This is a genomic window from Yimella lutea (assembly GCF_006715095.1).
Taxonomy (GTDB): domain Bacteria; phylum Actinomycetota; class Actinomycetes; order Actinomycetales; family Dermatophilaceae; genus Yimella; species Yimella lutea.
Genome location: NZ_VFMO01000001.1, coordinates 145,977 through 163,198 on the forward strand (window position 1 = coordinate 145,977; position 17,222 = coordinate 163,198).

Below are 17,222 nucleotides of genomic sequence, written 5' to 3' on the forward strand. Positions count from 1 at the left end.
CGACTGCCGACCTCAGGCGTCGGTCACCTCGACGACCGTGTGCTCGCCGTCGCCGGTGACGAAGGTGGCGCGCACGGTCATCCGTGATCGCAGTGAACGGGCGATGAAGCACTCCTGGTGAGCGATCCGCACCCAGCGCTCCCACTTGTCCGGTTGCTTGCCGCCGCTGATCTCGATGACCGGGTTGAGTCGGATCTCGTTGACCCACAACGGTCTTTCGTCGTTCGCCATGACCGCTTCGGCGTGGTCGACGTACGAACGCACGTCAGCCCGTGCGCGTGCTGCGACGGCGAGGAAGGACAGCAGTTGGCAACTGCTGGCTGCGGCGAGTAACAGTTCTTCGGGGTTGGTCAGGCTGGGGTCGCCACGGAAGGCGGGGTCGGAACTGAGGGTCAGATGATGTTTGCCCACGACGTCGATCTGGTGTTGCCGCGAGTAGTCGTCGTACCCGGTCGCCGTCGTCCCTTCCCACCGCAGAGAGGTCGAGTAGGAGTGGTTCACGCGGTCGCCGACATCGTCGAGGTGGCAGGTGTACGTTCGGCCAGTTCCACGGTCTCTTCGATGACTCGCGTGATCAGCTCCGGTTCATCGAGCATCGGGACGTGCCCGCAGTTCGGGAGGGCGACGTGGCTTCTGGCTGAACAGCCGGATGATCGGCAACGGTGCGTGGCTCGCCGCCTTCATCGACAGCAGCGCGGCACCCGCGACAGCGAGTCCGGTCGGCAGGTAGAACCCGGCCGGCGAGATGGCCGTACAACTCGCGACCGACCCTAGCGGCTCGAACGAAGGCGCGATTGTCGCGACTTACGCCCCGGTACGCGGCACTACCGGGGCGTAACGCGCGACTGTCGCGCTTTGCGCCCGGCGGCATCCAGATCGACGGAGGTGACGAACTCGCCGACGAAGTCGTAGCCGATCGTCGCCGTGACCACGTCGCCACGCAGCACGTTCGGCAGCCAGATGCGGTCGTCGTCCCACATGTCCGCATACGGGATCTCGTCCAGCGGGCACCAGAACGGCGACAACTCAGCTGACGCCTCGGCCTCGCCCGTCCAGCGCTCGATCATCACCAGCGACACCCGGAACGGCGTCCGCTGCGGGTCGGCCCAGGTGAACAACAACTCCCCCACTGACCGCGCGTCCCGGACATACGAACTCAGGGACGTCTCCTCCGCCAGTTCCCGTACCGCCGCTTCGAGCGCGGACTCTCCCGCTTCGAGCTTCCCACCGGGTGCGATCACCTTGCCCTCGCCGAACCCACGCAGCTTGCGACCCAACAAAACCCGTCTCCGATCCAGGTCTACGACCAGCGCAAGGCACATGTCGATCGGTTGCTCGGTCACCTGCAGATCCTTGCACCCCGCGCCGAATTCGCCGACTCGCATTTTGAGCAGGCTCGCCGGGCGGTTTCGCCGACCGGCGGGTAGCCGCCATGCTTGACCACGTGAACATCGGCATTCTGACCAGCGGCGGCGACTGCCCCGGCCTGAACGCAGTTATCCGTGGTGCGGTGATGAAGGGCGACCGCATCTACGGCGTCAACTTCCAGGGCATCCGCGACGGATTCCGTGGGCTCGTCGAGGACGACATCCGCCCCCTGCCCCGCCACGACGTTCGAGGGCTCTCCCGCACCGGCGGCACGATCCTCGGCACCTCGCGCATCGGGCCGTTCGGCGAAGGTGGCGGCGGCTCGGCTCGGGTGAAGCAGGTGATGGAACGCAACGAGATGGACGCGATCATCGCCATCGGTGGCGAAGGCACCCTCACCGTCGCGCGGATGCTGCACGATGACGGCATCAAGGTCGTCGGCGTGCCGAAGACCATCGACAACGATCTCTCGGCGACCGACTACACCTTCGGTTTCGACACTGCGGTGTCGATCGCGACCGAGTCGATCGACCGGCTGCGCACCACCGCGGAGTCGCACCACCGCTGCATGGTGGTCGAAGTCATGGGACGCCACGTCGGTTGGATCGCCCTGCACGCCGGTCTCGCCAGTGGTGCACACGCGATCCTCATCCCCGAGCAACCGGTGAGCATGGAGCAGATCTGCGGATGGGTGGAATCGGCGCTCGACCGCGGCCGCGCACCGCTGGTCGTCGTGGCCGAAGGCTTCATGCCGGACGGTGCGGAGATCGTCCGCGATGCCCTCGACGGCTTCGGACGACCCCGCCTCGGCGGTGTCGGCGAATGGCTCGGCCCGATCATCGAACAGCGCACCGACATCGAGACCCGGGTCATGACGCTCGGTCACCTGCAGCGTGGGGGCGTGCCGACGTCCTACGACCGGGTGCTCGCCACCCGGTTCGGGCTGGCCGCGATCGACGCCGTGATGGACTCCAAGTGGGGCCACATGGTGTCGCTGCGCGGCATCGACATCGAAACCGTTCCACTGAGCGAAGGCACCGCCGACCTGAAGTCCGTGCCCCAGAGTCGCTGGGACGAAGCCGCCGTCCTGTTCGGCTGAGGAGAAGACATGACCCATATCCTGCTGCTGCACTCCGCCCTCGGCCTGCGACCGGCAGTGCGAGAGTTCGCCGATGCGCTCACCGCTCGCGGCCACACCCTCGTGGTGCCCGACTACTACGACGGCCAGGTGTTCGACGACGAGGAGTCGGGCGTCGGATACCGCGACCGCACCGGCGCCAAGGAACTGTTCAAGCGGATCCTGCCGGTGGTCGAGGAACTTCCCGCGGACGCCGCACTCGCTGGGTTCTCGCTGGGCTCGGCCTTCGCGCAGACCCTCGCCGCGACCCGGCCCGAGGCCGCGGGCGTGATCCTGATGCACAGCGTCGCGGCGCCGTTCGGACGGTGGCCGGGTGCGCCGGTACAGGTGCACCGCTACGAGTCCGACCCCTGGATCGAGCAGGACGACCTCGATGCGTTGCGTGCGTCGGTCGAGGCCGAGGGCACGTCCTTCGAGGACTTCGTCGTCCCCGGCCGCGGCCACCTGTTCACCGACGTCCATGGGCCGGACGGCGACCGCGAGGCGACCGCCGCCACGATCGACCGGATCGACGCGCTGCTGACCCGTCCGTGAAGGTCACCACCTGGACGCTGGAGATGCGTTCACCGGACGACCTCCGTGGCCCGGCCCAGCTTCCCGAGGGCTTGACCGTCACCGAATCAACTTCGGTGACACCGGAATTCGCTCGCTTCCTGTACGGACTGGTCGGCGGTCCGTGGCGCTGGACCGACCGCCTCGATTGGTCTCGTCAGCAGTGGTCCGAGGACCTCGCCGCGCCCGGCACTCGCTTCCTGATCGCCTACGCCGACGGCGTTCCACAGGGCTACCTGCAACTCGGTGCGTCGGCGATCGGGCAGACCACGGACATGGAGATCAAGTACTTCGGACTGGTGGAATCGGCGATCGGCTGTGGACTGGGGTCGGCGCTACTCACCCGAGGCATCGAGCGCGCCTGGCAGACAACGGGATTGCCGAAGGTCTCGCGTGTCTGGGTGCACACCTGCTCGCTCGACGGATCTGCCGCGCTACGCACCTACCGAGCACGCGGGCTGAACGTCGTCGACGAGGTAGTCACCGACGAGGACTACCCCGATCAGCCGCTGGGCAGCTGGATGTCGACCGGCGGCCGGTGATGCCGACGGATCAGGCGAGGTGCAGCCGCAACATCGCCAGCGAACGCTGCCACAGGTCGCGAGCCAGTGCCGACTGCGGCCCGACCGCCGCCAGATCACGCAGCGTGTTGAGGTTGCCCGGGTACTTCTTGGCGCAGAACGGCACTCCCGCACGGCGCATCGCTGCCCGTAACTCGGGCAGACCTTCTGCGGCCGCCGCGTTGTCGGCCGCGTAGAAGCTGACCGCTGCACCCTTGATGTTCTCGACCAGGTCGATATCGGTGGCCACACAGTCGTAGGACAGTGCGAGGCGAACCCGAGAATCGACCGCCGCGAGCGCGAACGCGAGTCCCCCGCCGGTGCCGTAGCCGATCACCGCGATCCGGGTGTCGACGCCCGGTTCCTTCGCTAGCTCCCCGACGGTGGCACGCAGGGCCTTCATCACCCAACGCTCGTAGTCGGGGCTCTGCATGACGGCCATGACGTCGCCGACCGTCGGGTCGTCGGCAAGGTCGGCGTCCTGCCAGGCCTGCTCCGCGCGCGCGGCCGCCTGCGGGTCGAGGCCGAGGCCCGCGACGAGTTCGGGGACGAGGACGACGTAGCGCTCGTGAGCGAAACGGCGCGCGAGTTCCATGATGGTCGCGTCCGACTCGCGCAGCCCGGGCAGCATCACGATGCCGCCGCGTACGCTTCCACCCGGCGCCACGCGGTGGGCGCTCAGGGGCATGGTCGTCGCAGCGGGTCTCAACGTCTTGCCTTTCATCGATCTACGGCCAACTGTCCCAGGGTAGGACCGTCGACGCATCGCCGGGCGGGAGTCGCACAACGACTTGGAACCTTCTGTGATCAGCCGGCTGCGGGCGGCTGCGTTCCGGGCTGGGTGCCCGCCTGGGTGCCAGGCTGGTTCGGCTGCGGAGCCGGAGTGGTCGGCGGCTGCTCGCCACCCTGAGGCTGCGCGGGAGCGTCCGGCACCCCGAGCTGGTCCTCGAGGGCGTCTGCGCCCTGCCTCACCTTGCCGGCGTACTTGTTGCCGGTCTTGGCGTTGACCGCGGCCTCGGCCTTGTCGATGCCGTCGCGCACCTTGTCGGGGTTCTTCGCGGCGTAGTTCTTCGCCTTGGCGATGATGCTTGTGAAGTTCATGCTCCGGATCCTAAATCCACCCGATCGGTAGTCGATCGGTGACTCAGTCGGTTCGGCCGAGCTCGTGCTGCAGCGCCTCCCGCAGGCCCGGGTGTCGGAACCTGTGTCCGGCGTCGATGAGCGCGGCGGGCACGACGCGCTGGCTGGCGAGCGCCAACTCCCGCGCTCCGCGTTGGCCGAGCAGCAACTGCGGGCCCACCTTCGGCACCGCGAGCGAACTCGGCCGGGAGATCACCGACGCGAGCACCTTGCTGAACTCCTCGTTGCGAAGTGGCTGCGGGGCAACGGCATTCACCGGACCGGCGAGCACATCGTCGAAGATCGCGCGGTGATAGACGTCGATCAGGTCGTCGATGGCGATCCACGACATCCACTGCTGCCCGTCACCAAGACGACCGCCCAGGAAGGCCTCGTACAACGGACGAAGGACGGCCAGCAGGCCTCCGCGGGCCGACTGCACCAAACCTGTGCGGACCAGCACCGTCCGGACACCTGCGTCGGAGGTCGGCGAAGTCGCCTCTTCCCACTCACGCACCACACTGGCCAGGAAGTCGTCGCCCGACGGGCTCGACTCGTCCAGCAGTTCGTCGGTGTGCTCGGAGCCGTAGAAACCGATCGCGGATGCGGAGGCGAACACCCGCGGACCGCCGTGCTGCACGATCGCCTCCGCCAGCCGATGGGTCGGACCGACCCGACTGTCGTGCACCTTGCTCATGTGTTCGGCGGTGAACCTGCCGGCGATCGTCTCGCCGGCCAGGTGGACCACCGCGTCGACCCCGTCGAGGATCGCCGGGTCGGGGGTTTCGAGATCCCAGTGCCGCTGCTGGTGGATCGCGTCGGGATCGGGTTCGCCACGCACGAGGTGGATGACCCTGTGGCCACCGGTCGAAAGGAACGCGGTCAGCGCCGTCCCCACCAACCCGCGCGCGCCGGTGATCGCGATGGTGCTGGGTTTCGCATCCCACTGCCGAGCGGCAGCCGCGTGAGCGTTCAGATCGTCGGTCACCTGACGTCCGCGGTAGCGGAACATCGGGGTGAGCACTGACTTCGGGACGCGGGTCGTCACTTGGTCGATCAACCGGCAGGACGCGTCGTCGCCCTCGAAGCGATGCAGGTGCTTCCACCCGGTGATCGCCGAGAACGGCTGGGACACACAGTGATCGCCGAACTGACTCCCGTCGATGTACTCGTCCGGCTGGTGCTGGGCCACCCACCGGCCACGGGGCACGGACGCCGTCGCGACCTTCGCTTGGAGCACCGCCCGGCCGTCGGCCAGACTGCGCGCTTCCTCCAGTGGTTGCAGGGGTGTCCACGGAGCCGCCAACCGGTGGAAGGCACCCGGACGGGCGAACCAGTCCCAGACCTCCTGCCGGGAATGAGGCACAGGAACGGTGAACGCGTGCGTTCTGGTCAGCATGCGACCACTATCCCACGCGGGCCGCCCTCCGTCCGTTCACGCATCCTGAGGCCCCAGGCTCGCCGGGCCAGTTGTTCAAATGTCAGAACAAGGCCGATAACCTGGCTTTGACCGTCCCGAGGGGAGCACCGATGAGCTCGAGTTATCCGTACGCCCACGCGCCCACCGTTCGCCTGACGGTCGGCCAGGCACTCGTCCGCTTTCTGACGCAGCAGTACTCGGAGAGGGACGGCGATGAGCGGCGTTTGATCGCAGGCACATTCGGGATCTTCGGACACGGGAACGTCGCCGGCGTGGGCCAGGCCCTGCTGCAGAACTCGGTCGATGCGAAAGAAGACGACGAGATGCCGTACTGGCTGATGCGCAACGAGCAGGGCGGGGTTCATGCGGCCGCCGGGTTTGCGAAGGAGACGCGGCGCCGCCAGACACTGGCCGTCACCACGTCCATCGGCCCCGGCGCGACGAACATGGTCACCGGCGCCGCCCTCGCGACAACCAATCGACTACCGGTACTGCTGCTGCCGTCCGACCAGTTCGCCACCCGCTACCCCGACCCCGTGCTGCAGCAATTGGAAGACCCGCGTTCGCTCGACATCTCGGTCAACGACGCATTCAAACCGGTCTCACGTTTCTGGGACCGGATCAACCGTCCGGAACAGTTGATGCCCTCGCTGCTCGCTGCCATGCGGGTGCTGACCGATCCGGCCGAGACCGGTGCGGTGACGATCTGCCTGCCACAGGATGTGCAGGCCGAGGCGTACGACTGGCCGCAGGAGTTCTTCTCCCGCCGGGTCTGGCACATTCCCCGACCGGCCCCCGACCCGGCGGCTCTCGAACGAGCAGTCGCCGCGATCAAGGCTGCCGAGCGACCCCTGATCGTCGCCGGTGGTGGCGTCGTCTACTCGGAGGCGAGTGACGTCCTGCGCGAGTTCGCCTCTGTCACAGGGATTCCGGTGACCGACACTCAGTCCGGCAAGGGTGCGATCAACTTCGACCATCCGGTGGCCGTCGGTGGAGTCGGCTCGACCGGCAACTCCGCGGCGAATGCGCTCGCTGCGCAGGCGGATCTGATCATCGGCATCGGCACCCGGTACTCCGACTTCACCACCGCGTCACACACCGCGTTCGCGCGTCCGGACGTGAAGTTCGTGAACATCAACGTGCAGTCCTTCGACGCCGCGAAGAACTCGGCGACGATGGTCGTGGCCGATGCACGCGCCGCGCTCGTCGCGTTGCAGGAGCAGATGGCGGGGTGGCACACCGACGACGCGTATCAGCAGGAAGCAGCGGGGCTCTGGGACGAGTGGAACGACGTCATCGAGCAGTGCTATCACCGCGACCACGAGCCGCTCCCGGCACAGACCGAGGTGTTCGGTGCACTCAACGACGAACTGGCCGAGCGCGACGTGATCATCAATGCGGCGGGTTCGATGCCGGGCGACCTGCAGTGCCTGTGGCGCGCGACCTCGCCCGACCAGTACCACCTCGAATACGCCTACTCGACCATGGGATACGAGATTCCGGCAGCGCTCGGCGTCCGCCTCGCGATCGGCGACGAAGACCGGAATGTCGTCGCCGTCGTCGGTGACGGTTCCTACCAGATGATGCCGATGGAACTCGCGACCATCGCGTCCGAAGGCATCAAGGTCATCGTCGTGCTGCTCGACAACGCGGGCTTCGCCTCGATCGGTGCGCTGTCGGAGTCTGTCGGGTCGCAGCGCTTCGGCACGAAGTACCGGATGCGGGACGCGTCCAGCGGGCGTTTGGACGGGGCGCCGGTGCCGTTCGACCTCGCGGCAAATGCGGCGTCCTGGGGTGTGAAGGTGGTGCGCAGCGACGGAATCGAGGAGTTCCGCAGCAGTCTGCGTACTGCGCTGGACGGCGAGGAGTCCGTGGTGCTCTACATCGAGACCGACCTCACCGGCCCCAATCCCCCGGGTTCGTCCTGGTGGGACGTACCGGTCAGCGAGACCTCCACCTTGCAGTCGACCACAGCTGCGCGTGCGGCGTACGAGCAGCGCAAGCGCGATCAGCGCCATCACCTGTGACGGTGCTCAGCTCTGGTGGACGGTGATCTCGATGGCGTACTGGTCGGCGCGGTAGACGTGGTCGCCGTATTCGACCGGTGCGCCCGACTCGTCGAACGCTCGACGGGTCATCGTCAGCAGCGGTTCGCCCTTGTCGGTGCGCAGCATCGAACGTTCCTTGCCGGTCGGACGTCTGGCACCGATGCGCTGTTTGCCGACCACCGGACGCACTCCGGCCTCGCGCAGCAGCGCGTACAGGCCACGGTCGATCAGTTGCCGCTCGTCGAACTTCGCCGCTTGCGGCAGCAACCAGTTCGACAGGATCGACAGGGGGACGTCACCGGTGTATCGCAGACGCCGCACGAACACCAGGTCGGCATTCTTCGGGACGCCGAAGAACTCGGCAGCCACCGGCGAGTGAGCGGTGCGGTCGAAGTCGAGCAACTCGGTGCGTGGCTCCTTCCCGGAGCGGACGAGGTCCTCGTAGAGACTGGTGAGCTCGTCGCGGCGGTGGATCACCTCGTTGGCCACCGTCGTCCCGATGCCTCGGCGCCGGGTGACCAGGCCACGCTGCACCAGCTCCGCTATCGCCCGGCGCACCGTCGGGCGGGACAGGTCGAGCCGTTCGGCCATCGCCAGTTCGTTCTCGAACGGGTCGCCCGGTTTGAGCGACCCGCTCTCGATGGCAGCGGTGAGCTGCTGGGCGAGTTGGTAGTACAACGGGACTGGGCTCGCCCGATCGATGACCACCGGCACTGTCTCAGCCATGGGCCGATCATAGACAGCAAATGTCGTTCGGAAGTAAAAATGTCATTACATTGCAGGATCACCCGTCCGGTCCCCCGAGAAGGGCATTCGTCGTGACCTCGTCCGCACCCGACCTGCTGGCCATCGGCCGGCTCGGCGTCGACCTGTACCCGCTCACCAGCGGCGTCGGCCTGGAGGAGGTCGACACGTTCGGCAAGTTCCTGGGTGGCAGCGCGGCCAACGTCGCGGTCGCCGCCGCGCGGTACGGACGCACCTGCGCGCTCATCTCCCGGACCGGAGACGACCCGTTCGGTCGTTACCTGATCAGGCAATTGGAGGAGTTCGGGGTCGACCCCGCCGCCGTGACGCCGACCCCGGAACTGAAGACACCGATCACCTTCTGTGAGCTCTTTCCGCCCGACGACTTCCCGCTCTACTTCTATCGCGAGCCGATCGCACCCGACCTCACCATCGATCCCGCGCAGATACCGGTCGAGCAGGTGCGGGACGCCCGCGTGTACTGGTCGACGGTCACCGGCCTGTCCCGCGAACCCTCGCGCGAAGCGCACTTCTACGCCTGGGGTGTTCGAGAGCGGCGCCCGCTCACCGTGCTCGATCTCGACTGGCGACCGATGTTCTGGCCGTCGCCGGACGGCGCCCGCGCGATCGTCGGTGAGGCACTCGCGCAGGTCACGGTCGCCGTCGGCAACCAGGACGAGTGCGAGATCGCGGTGGGTGAGACCGATCCGACCAGAGCTGCCCGAGCTCTGCTGGATCGTGGGATCGAGCTGGCGATCGTGAAACAGGGTCCGCGTGGGGTGCTGGCGATGACCGCCGGCGAATGCGTGGAGGTGCCGCCGTTGCCGGTCGACGTCGTCAATGGCCTCGGTGCGGGTGACGCGTTCGGTGGGGCGATCGTCCATGGGCTTGTGTCCGGCTGGGATCTGGAACGGATGCTGCGTTTCGCGAACGCCGCCGGCGCGATCGTCGCCGGTCGGCTCGAGTGCTCGTCCGCCATGCCGAACACTGCCCAGGTCGAGGCTGCGCTGGCAGCGGGCGCCGTGCGTCTGGAGGGATGATGAGACTGTCCGACACCGAAATTCACCAACTGACCCGCCGACGGATCAGCGACCCGGACGCGATCGCATCTGCCTGGGCGACGCGTGGGCGCCGCAAAGGCCCGGACAGTCGGCTCCTCATCGTCGCCGCCGACCACCCGGCCCGTGGCGCGCTCGGGGTGCGCGACAACAACGACGCGATGGCGTCCCGACCTGAACTGCTGGGCCGGCTGGTGACGGCGCTGGCCAACCCGCGTGTCGACGGCGTGCTCGCCACGGCCGACGTGCTGGAGGACCTCCTGTTGCTCGGAGCGCTGGACGACAAGCTGGTGATCGGGTCGATGAACCGCGGCGGCTTGCAGGGGGCCGGCTTCGAGTTCGATGATCGGTTCACCGGGTACACGGCGGCGCAGATCGACGATTTCGGACTGGACGGCGGAAAGACACTTGCTCGAATCTGCTTGCAGGACAGCGGAACCGTCGCCACTCTCCAGGCGACAGCACGTGCTGTCGACGAGCTGGCAACCCGCCGCAAGATCGCGATGATCGAACCGTTCTGGTCAGAGTTCGGCACCGACGGCCGTGCCCGCAATATCCTCACCGCCGACGCGACCATCCGGTCGATGCACGTGGCGTCCGGGCTCGGCGCCACCAGCGCGTACACCTGGCTGAAGGTGCCGATCGTGCCCGAGATGCACCGCGTTCTGGAGGCCACCACGCTTCCGACCCTGCTCCTCGGCGGCGACCCGACGACCGACTCGGACGAGACGTACGCGAGCTGGGAGGACGCGCTCAGCGCTCCGTCCGCGGCCGGGCTGGTGATCGGTCGCGCGTTGCTCTTCCCGCCGGACGACGACGTCGCCGCGGCCGTCGACGTCGCGGCTCGCCTCGTCCACGGCACCGAACCTTCATCGAGTGGCCGGGTTACGGACGAGTGGCCGGGTTATACCCCGGCCACTGGTTCACAGCCCGGCCACTCGGCGAAAGGGACTGAATCATGAATTGGCACAGGCCTGCCGGGTCGATCAGCGACGAGCAGTACGACGTCGTGGTGCGACCGGGTAGTGACGACTGGCGGCACACCGGGCTGCTGGTGGCGACGCTCGGTGCCGGCGAGTCACGCACGCTCCAGACCGGCGACGACGAGTACATCGTGGTTCCGCTGTCCGGCCTCGGTGTCGATGTGTCCTGCGACCCGGATCAGGTCCGGCTGATGGGGCGAGCCGACGTGTTCGAAGGTCCGAGCGATGTGGCGTACGTGCCGCGCGGCCGAACTCTCACCGTCACCGCGTCCGAGCCGAGTCGGGTGGCGCTGTGTTTCGCGCCCGCGTCGTCCGATCAACCGTTCGCTGTCGTCGACAAGGACGCCGTGCCGGTCGAGCTTCGCGGCGCCGGCAACTGTTCTCGGCAAGTGCACAACTTCGGCACTCCCGCTGCGCTGCACGCGGATTCGATCATCTGTTGCGAGGTGCTGACGCCGTCGGGCAACTGGAGTTCGTACCCGCCGCACAAGCATGACGAGGAACGCCCCGGCGTCGAGACCGAACTCGAGGAGATCTACTACTTCGAGTCCCGTATCGCCACGGGTGGCCCGGCCGAGGCCGAACCGCACGGCTACCAGGCGGTGCACGGCACGGCCGATCGTCCGATCGAGGTCAACGCCCGCGTCGTCTCCGGCGATGTCGTGCTGGTGCCGCACGGCTGGCACGGGCCGTCGATGGCCCCGCCCGGGTACGACCTGTACTACCTGAACGTGATGGCCGGACCCGGCGACGAACGGGCGTGGCGCATCTGCGACGACCCGGCGCACACCTGGGTCCGCGACACCTGGACCGACCACCCGATGGACCCCCGACTTCCCTTCACCGGACCGACACACGAGGAAACGCCATGAGCACGCCCACCCGGATCACCCACCTCATCGGCCACCAGGAGTTCGACGGTTCCGCCGAGCGCACCAGCGAGGTATACAACCCCGCCACCGGGCGGGTCACCGGAACGCTCGACCTCGCGTCCGCCGAAGTGGTCGACCGCGTGGTCCAGCACGCCGCCACAGCTGCGAAGCAGTGGGGATCGACCTCGCTCGCGAAGCGAACGCCGGTGTTGTTCAAGTTCCGCCAGCTGCTGGAGGAGAACAAGGAGCGGATCGCCGAAATCATCACCTCGGAGCACGGCAAGGTCACCTCGGACGCCCTCGGTGAAGTGACCCGCGGCCTGGAGGTCGCCGAGTTCGCCTGCGGCATCCCGCAATTGCTCAAGGGCGGGTACTCCGAGAACGTGTCGACCGGGGTGGACGCCTACTCGATCCTGCAGCCCCTCGGCGTGGTCGCCGTCATTTCGCCGTTCAACTTCCCGGCGATGGTGCCGCTGTGGTTCGTGCCGATCGCGGTCGCGTGCGGCAATGCCGTGGTGATCAAGCCGTCCGAGAAGGACCCGTCCGCCGTCGTCGAGGTCGCGAAGCTCTGGAAGGAAGCCGGCCTGCCGGACGGCGTCATGAACGTCGTCCACGGTGACAAGGAGGCTGTCGACGCGCTGCTCGATCACCCCACCGTGAAGGCCGTCTCGTTCGTCGGTTCGACCCCGATCGCGAAGTACGTCTACGAGCGCGGCGTGGCGACCGGCAAGCGGGTTCAGGCTCTCGGCGGTGCGAAGAACCACATGCTGGTGCTGCCCGACGCCGACCTCGACCTCGCTGCCGACGCGGCCGTGAACGCGGGGTTCGGTTCCGCCGGTGAACGGTGCATGGCGATCTCCGTGGTCGTCGCGGTCGACTCGATCGCCGACGAGTTGATCGAGCGGATCAAGAGCCGGATGGCCGGACTGAAGACCGGTGACGGTTCGACCGGCTGCGACATGGGTCCGGTCGTCACCGCGCAGGCCCGCGACCGGATCACCGACTACATCCAGGCCGGCCTGGACGCCGGTGCCCGCCTGGTCGTCGACGGTCGCGACGGGGAGTTTCACGGCCCGGACGAGGGCTTCTTCGTCGGACCGACGTTGTTCGACGAAGTCGGCACGGACATGTCGATCTACACCGACGAGATCTTCGGACCAGTGCTGTCGGTCGTCCGGGTGCAGAGCTACGACGAGGGTCTCGACCTCATCAACTCATCCGAATACGGAAACGGCACAGCCATTTTCACCAACGACGGCGGTGCTGCTCGCCGCTTCCAGAACGAGGTCGAGGTCGGTATGGTCGGCATCAATGTGCCTATTCCGGTGCCGGTGTCGTACTACTCGTTCGGTGGTTGGAAGTCGTCGCTGTTCGGCGACAGTCACGCGTACGGCGTCGAGGGCGTTCACTTCTTCACCCGCACCAAGGCCGTCACCTCTCGCTGGCTCGACCCCTCGCACGGTGGTCTCAACCTCGGGTTCCCGCAGAACGACTGACCGGAGTCAGGGCTTCTGAGGCGTCGCGGGAAACCCCCGTGAGCGAATATCGGGTGCGTTCAGCACCTACTCGACCTGGCTTGCGACGTGGTGGTCGCGGTAACTCGGCATGCCGGCTTCACTCTCGGCGTGCCACATCGCGTGGCCGACAGCGCGGGTGACGCAATCCCCGGCCGCTGTGAGCAGGGCGTGAAAACCCATGCCGTCCGGCGCTTCTCGGGTCATCGTCGACACCGCGAACACGGTGTCGCCGTCGAACATCGTGTGCACGGGATTGATCGCCCGCGCCATGCCATCGTGGGCGATGCCGGCGAGTTTCTGACACTGCGCCTTTGTCAAAGTGGCGTCGGTCGCCACCACGGCGAGCGTGGTCGCGGTGCCGACGGCCGGTGTCTGCGGCGGTGGGTCGTTCGGATGCACCGGTACCTGCGCGAACTCGTCCGGCAGGCCCTGCCGCGCCGCGTACAACTCGCCGGTGGCTGGGGCGACCGTGCTGCCGACGGCGTTGACGACAACCAGGCAGCCGACGGTCGTCCCGTCGTCCAGCACCACGCTCGCCGAACCGATGCCACCCTTCAAACCGCCAGCACGCGCTCCTGCTCCGGCGCCGACCGCGCCCTGCTCGACCCCCGAATCACTCGCGGCGGCAAGGGCATCCGCGCCGAAGGACGCGTCCGGCCGGGCGTTCGAGTCACCGCCGCGACCCAGGTCGAAGATGACCGCAGCGGGCACGATCGGCACCGGCACCTGTCGTCCGGCTGCTTCCACCGGCAGGCCGATGCCTTCGGCGGCGAGCGACTGCATGACACCGTCTGCAGCGGCGAGGCCGAACGCGCTGCCACCGGTGAGGACAATGGCGTGCACCCGCTCGACCATGTTCCGCGGGTCGAGCAGATCGGTCTCGCGGGTACCCGGTCCCCCACCGCGGACGTCCACGCCGCCGACGGCTCCGTCGTCGGGCATACGGACCACCGTCGTCCCGGTCAACCATCCGTCAGCGCGCCGGGTGGCATGGCCCACCCGAATGCCGTGGACGTCGGTGAGCGAGTTCGTGGTTCCGGGGCGCATGGATCCAACCGTGGCATATCCGGATGCGCCGCGACCGTCGCGGGAGGATGCTTGGCGACATGGACATCGACCTCCCACCTGGCCTCACCAGCCGCCCCCTCGTCCCCGGCGATCTGGACGCTGTCTTCGTGGTCTTTTCGGAGGCCGAGTTAGCCGACACGGGGAAGCCCGGCATCGAGGTCGAGGACATCGAGGGCGACTGGGCCAGGACGAACTTCGATCTGTCGTCGCAGAGCGTCGGCGTCTTCGAGGGCGAGCGCCTGGTCGGGACAGCAGAGGTGGCCGACGGCCGTAGAGCCGATGCCGCTGTCCTTCCCTCCCATCAGGGGCGTGGCATCGGGTCGTGGCTGGCGCGATGGAGCGAGGAGCAGGCGAAACGCGACGGTGGCACGCTGGTCGGGCAATCCCGGTTCGGCGGCAGCCCGGGCGAGACGCTGCTACGCGGACGCGGTTACGAAACGCTCTGGACGTCGTGGGTGCTCGAGCTGTCGCCCGAGAAGGAGGTTGCCGAACAGCCTCTCCCCCGGGGATATTCGATCCGTGGACTGGTGCCCGGGCAGGACGACCACATCGCGTATCAGGTGGTCGAGGACGCGTTCAACGAGTGGCCGAACCGTAACCCGCAGACCTTCGACGACTGGTCCGTGCGGTTGCTGCGTCGCCGCGGGTTCGAGCCGTGGCAGATGCGGTTGGCCATCGACCACTCGAACGAGGTCGTCGGGGTGGCAGCCCTGCTGATCGATTCCGCCGGCCAGGCCTACATCGACCAGCTCGCGGTGCGAGGCGACCAGCGCGGACTCGGGCTGGCACGAGCCCTGATGGCGGACGCGTTCCGGCTCGGTCGGGAGAAGAGCGCCGTCCGTTTCGGGCTGTCGACCGACTCGCGCACCGGCGCGCTGGGGCTGTACGAGAAGGTCGGGATGCACGTCACCCAGACCTGGCACCACCTGGCGAAGCAGATCTGACCCTCGTCAGAGTGTCGCGGTCATCGCCTCGGTCTCCTTGTGCAGGAGGCCGACGATCACGCTCCTCGTCAGGCAGCAACCCCGAGTCAGTCGACGGCGCCGGTTCCGGCAACCTCCCGAGCCGAATGGCCGAGGACCGGCATCAGCCGGTCGATCGACCAGCCGATACCTGCGGCCAGGATCAACGTGCCGATCCCGACCGTCGCGCCGCAGAGCCAACCGACCAGCACGCACAACCCCTGGAAGATCGTGTAGCTCCACTTGAACGGTACCGGCGGGTCGAACGCCAGAGCCGCAGCTTCGGTCGGACCGGCGCCGAGATCGGTCGCCAGGTACGCCGCGACGCCGATGCACAGCACCACGTAACCGACGGCGAACATCCCGATCCGGGCCGACAGATCGTCCGGAGTCGGCATCACCGTGAGAAAAGCACTGACCGACAGACCGACGACGACGAGTTGGCAGACAGTGCCGATACCGGGCTTCTGCCCGCGCAACCAGGCCAGGGCGACCAGCACAGCGGCGCTGATCCAGCTGACCACCGCGAAGTCGGCACCGGTCGCGTCCGTCAGACCGCTCATCAGCGTGGAGTAGCCGTCCGAGCCCAGCTTGGCGGACAGCAGGAAGGTGACCCCCAGCCCGAGGACGATGCAGCCGATCGGAAGTTGCAGAGCGCGGCGGATCGGGGACACGCCTTGCAGACTATGTGTCGGCCGACCTCACGTTCGCGGTGGCCGGGCCGTCTATCGAAGGTGATGACCATGAAGCAGCCGTTCGACCACGCCGTGCGCGAGCACGGCGACGTGGTGCTGCGGGTGTGCCGGGCGGTGCTCGGCCATCACACCGCGGCGGACGATGCCTGGTCGGAGACCTTCCTGTCGGCCATGCGTGCCTGGCCGGATCTGCCGGACGACGCGAACGTGCGCGCCTGGTTGGTGACGATCGCCCATCGCAAGGCGATCGACGTCGTCCGGCGCGAATCACGTCACGTTCTGGTGTCCGATGTACCGGACGCACTGGACGACAACGGTTTTCCGTCCGAGGACGATCGGGAACTGTGGGCGCGAGTCGCGGCGCTGCCGGATCGGCAGCGGCAGGCCATCGCGTACCACCACCTGGCCGGGCTGTCCTATACCGACGTCGCCTACCTGATCGGCGGATCAGCCGAAGCTGCGCGGCGCGCAGCCGCCGACGGCATGAAGAAACTACGCATCCTGTATCGCGAGGAGGAGTCATGAACCAGCTGGACGACCTGCGCACCGACCCGGCGCACTTGGAGATGTTGCGCGCTCACCTCGCGGATACGGCAGGGGACGAGGTCGAGGTCGCCTACCGCACGGTCGACTCCCCCGTCGGTGAATTGCTTCTCGCCACAACGACTTCGGGACTGGTTCGGGTCGCTTTCGAACTCGAGGACTTCGACACCGCGCTCGTGATGCTGGCAGCGCAGATCAGCCCACGGGTGTTGCACGCTCCTGGTCGACTGGACGAGGCTGCCCGGTCGCTGGAGGAGTACTTCACCGGACGTCTGCGCGCCTTCGAGCTCCCGCTGGACCGCTCGCTGTCCCGCGGTTTCCGCGCCCGCGTGCACGAGTACCTGCCGTCCATCCCTTTTGGGAGCACCGAGTCGTACAGGCAGGTCGCCGAGCACGTCGGCAACCCCCGCGCCGTCCGGGCGGTCGGCACCGCGTGTGCGATGAACCCACTCCCGATCGTGGTGCCCTGTCACCGGGTGCTGCGCTCGGACGGGACCATCGGCGCCTACCTCGGCGGCACCGAGGCGAAGCAGACCCTCCTCGATCTGGAGTCCGGTACCCGCTGAGCGGCTCTC

19 protein-coding genes are annotated in these 17,222 nt (G+C 67.6%); 11 read left to right on the forward strand and 8 right to left on the reverse strand.

The window, feature by feature from the left end; genetic code table 11:
* Positions 1-12: 12 nt before the first annotated feature.
* Positions 13-501: an OsmC family protein gene (locus tag FB459_RS00710; protein WP_141927099.1), complete on the reverse strand. Its 489-nt coding sequence runs from the start codon at positions 499-501 to the stop codon at positions 13-15.
* A 323-nt stretch (positions 502-824) separates the two neighbouring features.
* Positions 825-1,343, reverse strand: a complete 519-nt coding sequence (locus tag FB459_RS00720) for an 8-oxo-dGTP diphosphatase (protein ID WP_170221628.1) — start codon at positions 1,341-1,343, stop codon at positions 825-827.
* A 101-nt stretch (positions 1,344-1,444) separates the two neighbouring features.
* Between FB459_RS00720 and FB459_RS00725 the strand changes: the two genes are divergently transcribed.
* Genes FB459_RS00725 through FB459_RS00735 form a run of 3 tightly spaced genes read left to right on the forward strand, consistent with a single transcriptional unit; the run spans position 1,445 to position 3,600 of the window.
* On the forward strand, positions 1,445-2,467 hold the full coding sequence (locus FB459_RS00725) for an ATP-dependent 6-phosphofructokinase (protein WP_141927101.1): 1,023 nt from the start codon (positions 1,445-1,447) through the stop codon (positions 2,465-2,467).
* 9 nt (positions 2,468-2,476) lie between these two features.
* Positions 2,477-3,040: a dienelactone hydrolase family protein gene (locus FB459_RS00730; RefSeq protein ID WP_141927102.1), complete on the forward strand. Its 564-nt coding sequence runs from the start codon at positions 2,477-2,479 to the stop codon at positions 3,038-3,040.
* Complete coding sequence (locus FB459_RS00735; protein WP_141927103.1) at positions 3,037-3,600, forward strand: GNAT family N-acetyltransferase; 564 nt, start codon at positions 3,037-3,039, stop codon at positions 3,598-3,600. Before FB459_RS00730 ends, FB459_RS00735 begins: the two co-directional genes overlap by 4 nt.
* Before the next feature lie 10 nt (positions 3,601-3,610).
* On the opposite strand, the gene FB459_RS00740 is transcribed toward FB459_RS00735, so the two are convergent.
* From FB459_RS00740 to FB459_RS00750, 3 genes are all read right to left on the reverse strand, one after another.
* On the reverse strand, positions 3,611-4,342 hold the full coding sequence (locus tag FB459_RS00740; RefSeq protein WP_168990208.1) for a dienelactone hydrolase family protein: 732 nt from the start codon (positions 4,340-4,342) through the stop codon (positions 3,611-3,613).
* Between the two features lie 83 nt (positions 4,343-4,425).
* Positions 4,426-4,719, reverse strand: a complete 294-nt coding sequence (locus FB459_RS00745; protein ID WP_141927104.1) for an antitoxin — start codon at positions 4,717-4,719, stop codon at positions 4,426-4,428.
* Between the two features lie 43 nt (positions 4,720-4,762).
* A complete protein-coding gene (locus FB459_RS00750) occupies positions 4,763-6,136 on the reverse strand; it encodes a TIGR01777 family oxidoreductase (RefSeq protein WP_141927105.1) in 1,374 nt (457 codons plus the stop codon).
* A 131-nt stretch (positions 6,137-6,267) separates the two neighbouring features.
* Between FB459_RS00750 and iolD the strand changes: the two genes are divergently transcribed.
* Complete coding sequence (iolD, locus tag FB459_RS00755; RefSeq protein WP_141927106.1) at positions 6,268-8,184, forward strand: 3D-(3,5/4)-trihydroxycyclohexane-1,2-dione acylhydrolase (decyclizing); 1,917 nt, start codon at positions 6,268-6,270, stop codon at positions 8,182-8,184.
* Between the two features lie 6 nt (positions 8,185-8,190).
* Here iolD and FB459_RS00760 read toward each other — a convergent pair whose 3' ends face one another.
* Complete coding sequence (locus FB459_RS00760; protein ID WP_141927107.1) at positions 8,191-8,931, reverse strand: GntR family transcriptional regulator; 741 nt, start codon at positions 8,929-8,931, stop codon at positions 8,191-8,193.
* Positions 8,932-9,023: 92 nt separating this feature from the next.
* Here FB459_RS00760 and iolC point away from each other — a divergent pair, with 92 nt between their 5' ends.
* The 4 genes from iolC to FB459_RS00780 are packed head-to-tail and all read left to right on the forward strand — an operon-like array spanning position 9,024 to position 13,358.
* Positions 9,024-9,989, forward strand: a complete 966-nt coding sequence (iolC, locus tag FB459_RS00765; RefSeq protein WP_246092253.1) for a 5-dehydro-2-deoxygluconokinase — start codon at positions 9,024-9,026, stop codon at positions 9,987-9,989.
* Entirely contained in the window at positions 9,986-10,969 is a 984-nt protein-coding gene (locus tag FB459_RS00770; RefSeq protein WP_246092254.1) for a Cgl0159 family (beta/alpha)8-fold protein, read from the forward strand. Before iolC ends, FB459_RS00770 begins: the two co-directional genes overlap by 4 nt.
* On the forward strand, positions 10,963-11,862 hold the full coding sequence (gene iolB / locus FB459_RS00775; protein ID WP_211345226.1) for a 5-deoxy-glucuronate isomerase: 900 nt from the start codon (positions 10,963-10,965) through the stop codon (positions 11,860-11,862). Before FB459_RS00770 ends, iolB begins: the two co-directional genes overlap by 7 nt.
* Positions 11,859-13,358, forward strand: coding sequence for a CoA-acylating methylmalonate-semialdehyde dehydrogenase (locus FB459_RS00780; protein WP_141927110.1), 1,500 nt, complete (start codon positions 11,859-11,861; stop codon positions 13,356-13,358). Before iolB ends, FB459_RS00780 begins: the two co-directional genes overlap by 4 nt.
* Positions 13,359-13,424: 66 nt before the next feature.
* Here the strand turns inward: FB459_RS00780 and FB459_RS00785 are convergent, their stop codons facing one another.
* A complete protein-coding gene (locus FB459_RS00785; protein WP_141927111.1) occupies positions 13,425-14,426 on the reverse strand; it encodes a P1 family peptidase in 1,002 nt (333 codons plus the stop codon).
* Positions 14,427-14,485: 59 nt separating this feature from the next.
* Between FB459_RS00785 and FB459_RS00790 the strand changes: the two genes are divergently transcribed.
* Positions 14,486-15,391: a GNAT family N-acetyltransferase gene (locus FB459_RS00790; protein WP_246092255.1), complete on the forward strand. Its 906-nt coding sequence runs from the start codon at positions 14,486-14,488 to the stop codon at positions 15,389-15,391.
* A gap of 86 nt (positions 15,392-15,477) precedes the next feature.
* Here the strand turns inward: FB459_RS00790 and FB459_RS00795 are convergent, their stop codons facing one another.
* Entirely contained in the window at positions 15,478-16,083 is a 606-nt protein-coding gene (locus FB459_RS00795; RefSeq protein ID WP_141927112.1) for a YczE/YyaS/YitT family protein, read from the reverse strand.
* A 69-nt stretch (positions 16,084-16,152) separates the two neighbouring features.
* Here FB459_RS00795 and FB459_RS00800 point away from each other — a divergent pair, with 69 nt between their 5' ends.
* Complete coding sequence (locus FB459_RS00800) at positions 16,153-16,629, forward strand: RNA polymerase sigma factor (protein ID WP_141927113.1); 477 nt, start codon at positions 16,153-16,155, stop codon at positions 16,627-16,629.
* Positions 16,626-17,213 carry a methylated-DNA--[protein]-cysteine S-methyltransferase gene (locus tag FB459_RS00805; protein ID WP_141927114.1) on the forward strand — a complete coding sequence of 196 codons (588 nt, stop codon included), beginning with the start codon at positions 16,626-16,628 and terminating at the stop codon, positions 17,211-17,213. The genes FB459_RS00800 and FB459_RS00805 overlap by 4 nt, the downstream gene beginning before the upstream one ends.
* The last annotated feature ends 9 nt before the right edge of the window (positions 17,214-17,222 follow it).

Coding starts and splice junctions, on each gene's coding strand:
- FB459_RS00730 (WP_141927102.1), top strand. CDS start 2,477: ATGACCCATATCCTGCTGCTGCACTCCGCCCTCGGCCTGCGACCGGCA.
- FB459_RS00740 (WP_168990208.1), bottom strand. CDS start 4,342: ATGAAAGGCAAGACGTTGAGACCCGCTGCGACGACCATGCCCCTGAGC.
- FB459_RS00745 (WP_141927104.1), bottom strand. CDS start 4,719: ATGAACTTCACAAGCATCATCGCCAAGGCGAAGAACTACGCCGCGAAG.
- FB459_RS00750 (WP_141927105.1), bottom strand. CDS start 6,136: ATGCTGACCAGAACGCACGCGTTCACCGTTCCTGTGCCTCATTCCCGG.
- iolD (WP_141927106.1), top strand. CDS start 6,268: ATGAGCTCGAGTTATCCGTACGCCCACGCGCCCACCGTTCGCCTGACG.
- FB459_RS00760 (WP_141927107.1), bottom strand. CDS start 8,931: ATGGCTGAGACAGTGCCGGTGGTCATCGATCGGGCGAGCCCAGTCCCG.
- FB459_RS00770 (WP_246092254.1), top strand. CDS start 9,986: ATGATGAGACTGTCCGACACCGAAATTCACCAACTGACCCGCCGACGG.
- FB459_RS00780 (WP_141927110.1), top strand. CDS start 11,859: ATGAGCACGCCCACCCGGATCACCCACCTCATCGGCCACCAGGAGTTC.
- FB459_RS00785 (WP_141927111.1), bottom strand. CDS start 14,426: ATGCGCCCCGGAACCACGAACTCGCTCACCGACGTCCACGGCATTCGG.
- FB459_RS00790 (WP_246092255.1), top strand. CDS start 14,486: ATGGACATCGACCTCCCACCTGGCCTCACCAGCCGCCCCCTCGTCCCC.
- FB459_RS00800 (WP_141927113.1), top strand. CDS start 16,153: ATGAAGCAGCCGTTCGACCACGCCGTGCGCGAGCACGGCGACGTGGTG.
- FB459_RS00805 (WP_141927114.1), top strand. CDS start 16,626: ATGAACCAGCTGGACGACCTGCGCACCGACCCGGCGCACTTGGAGATG.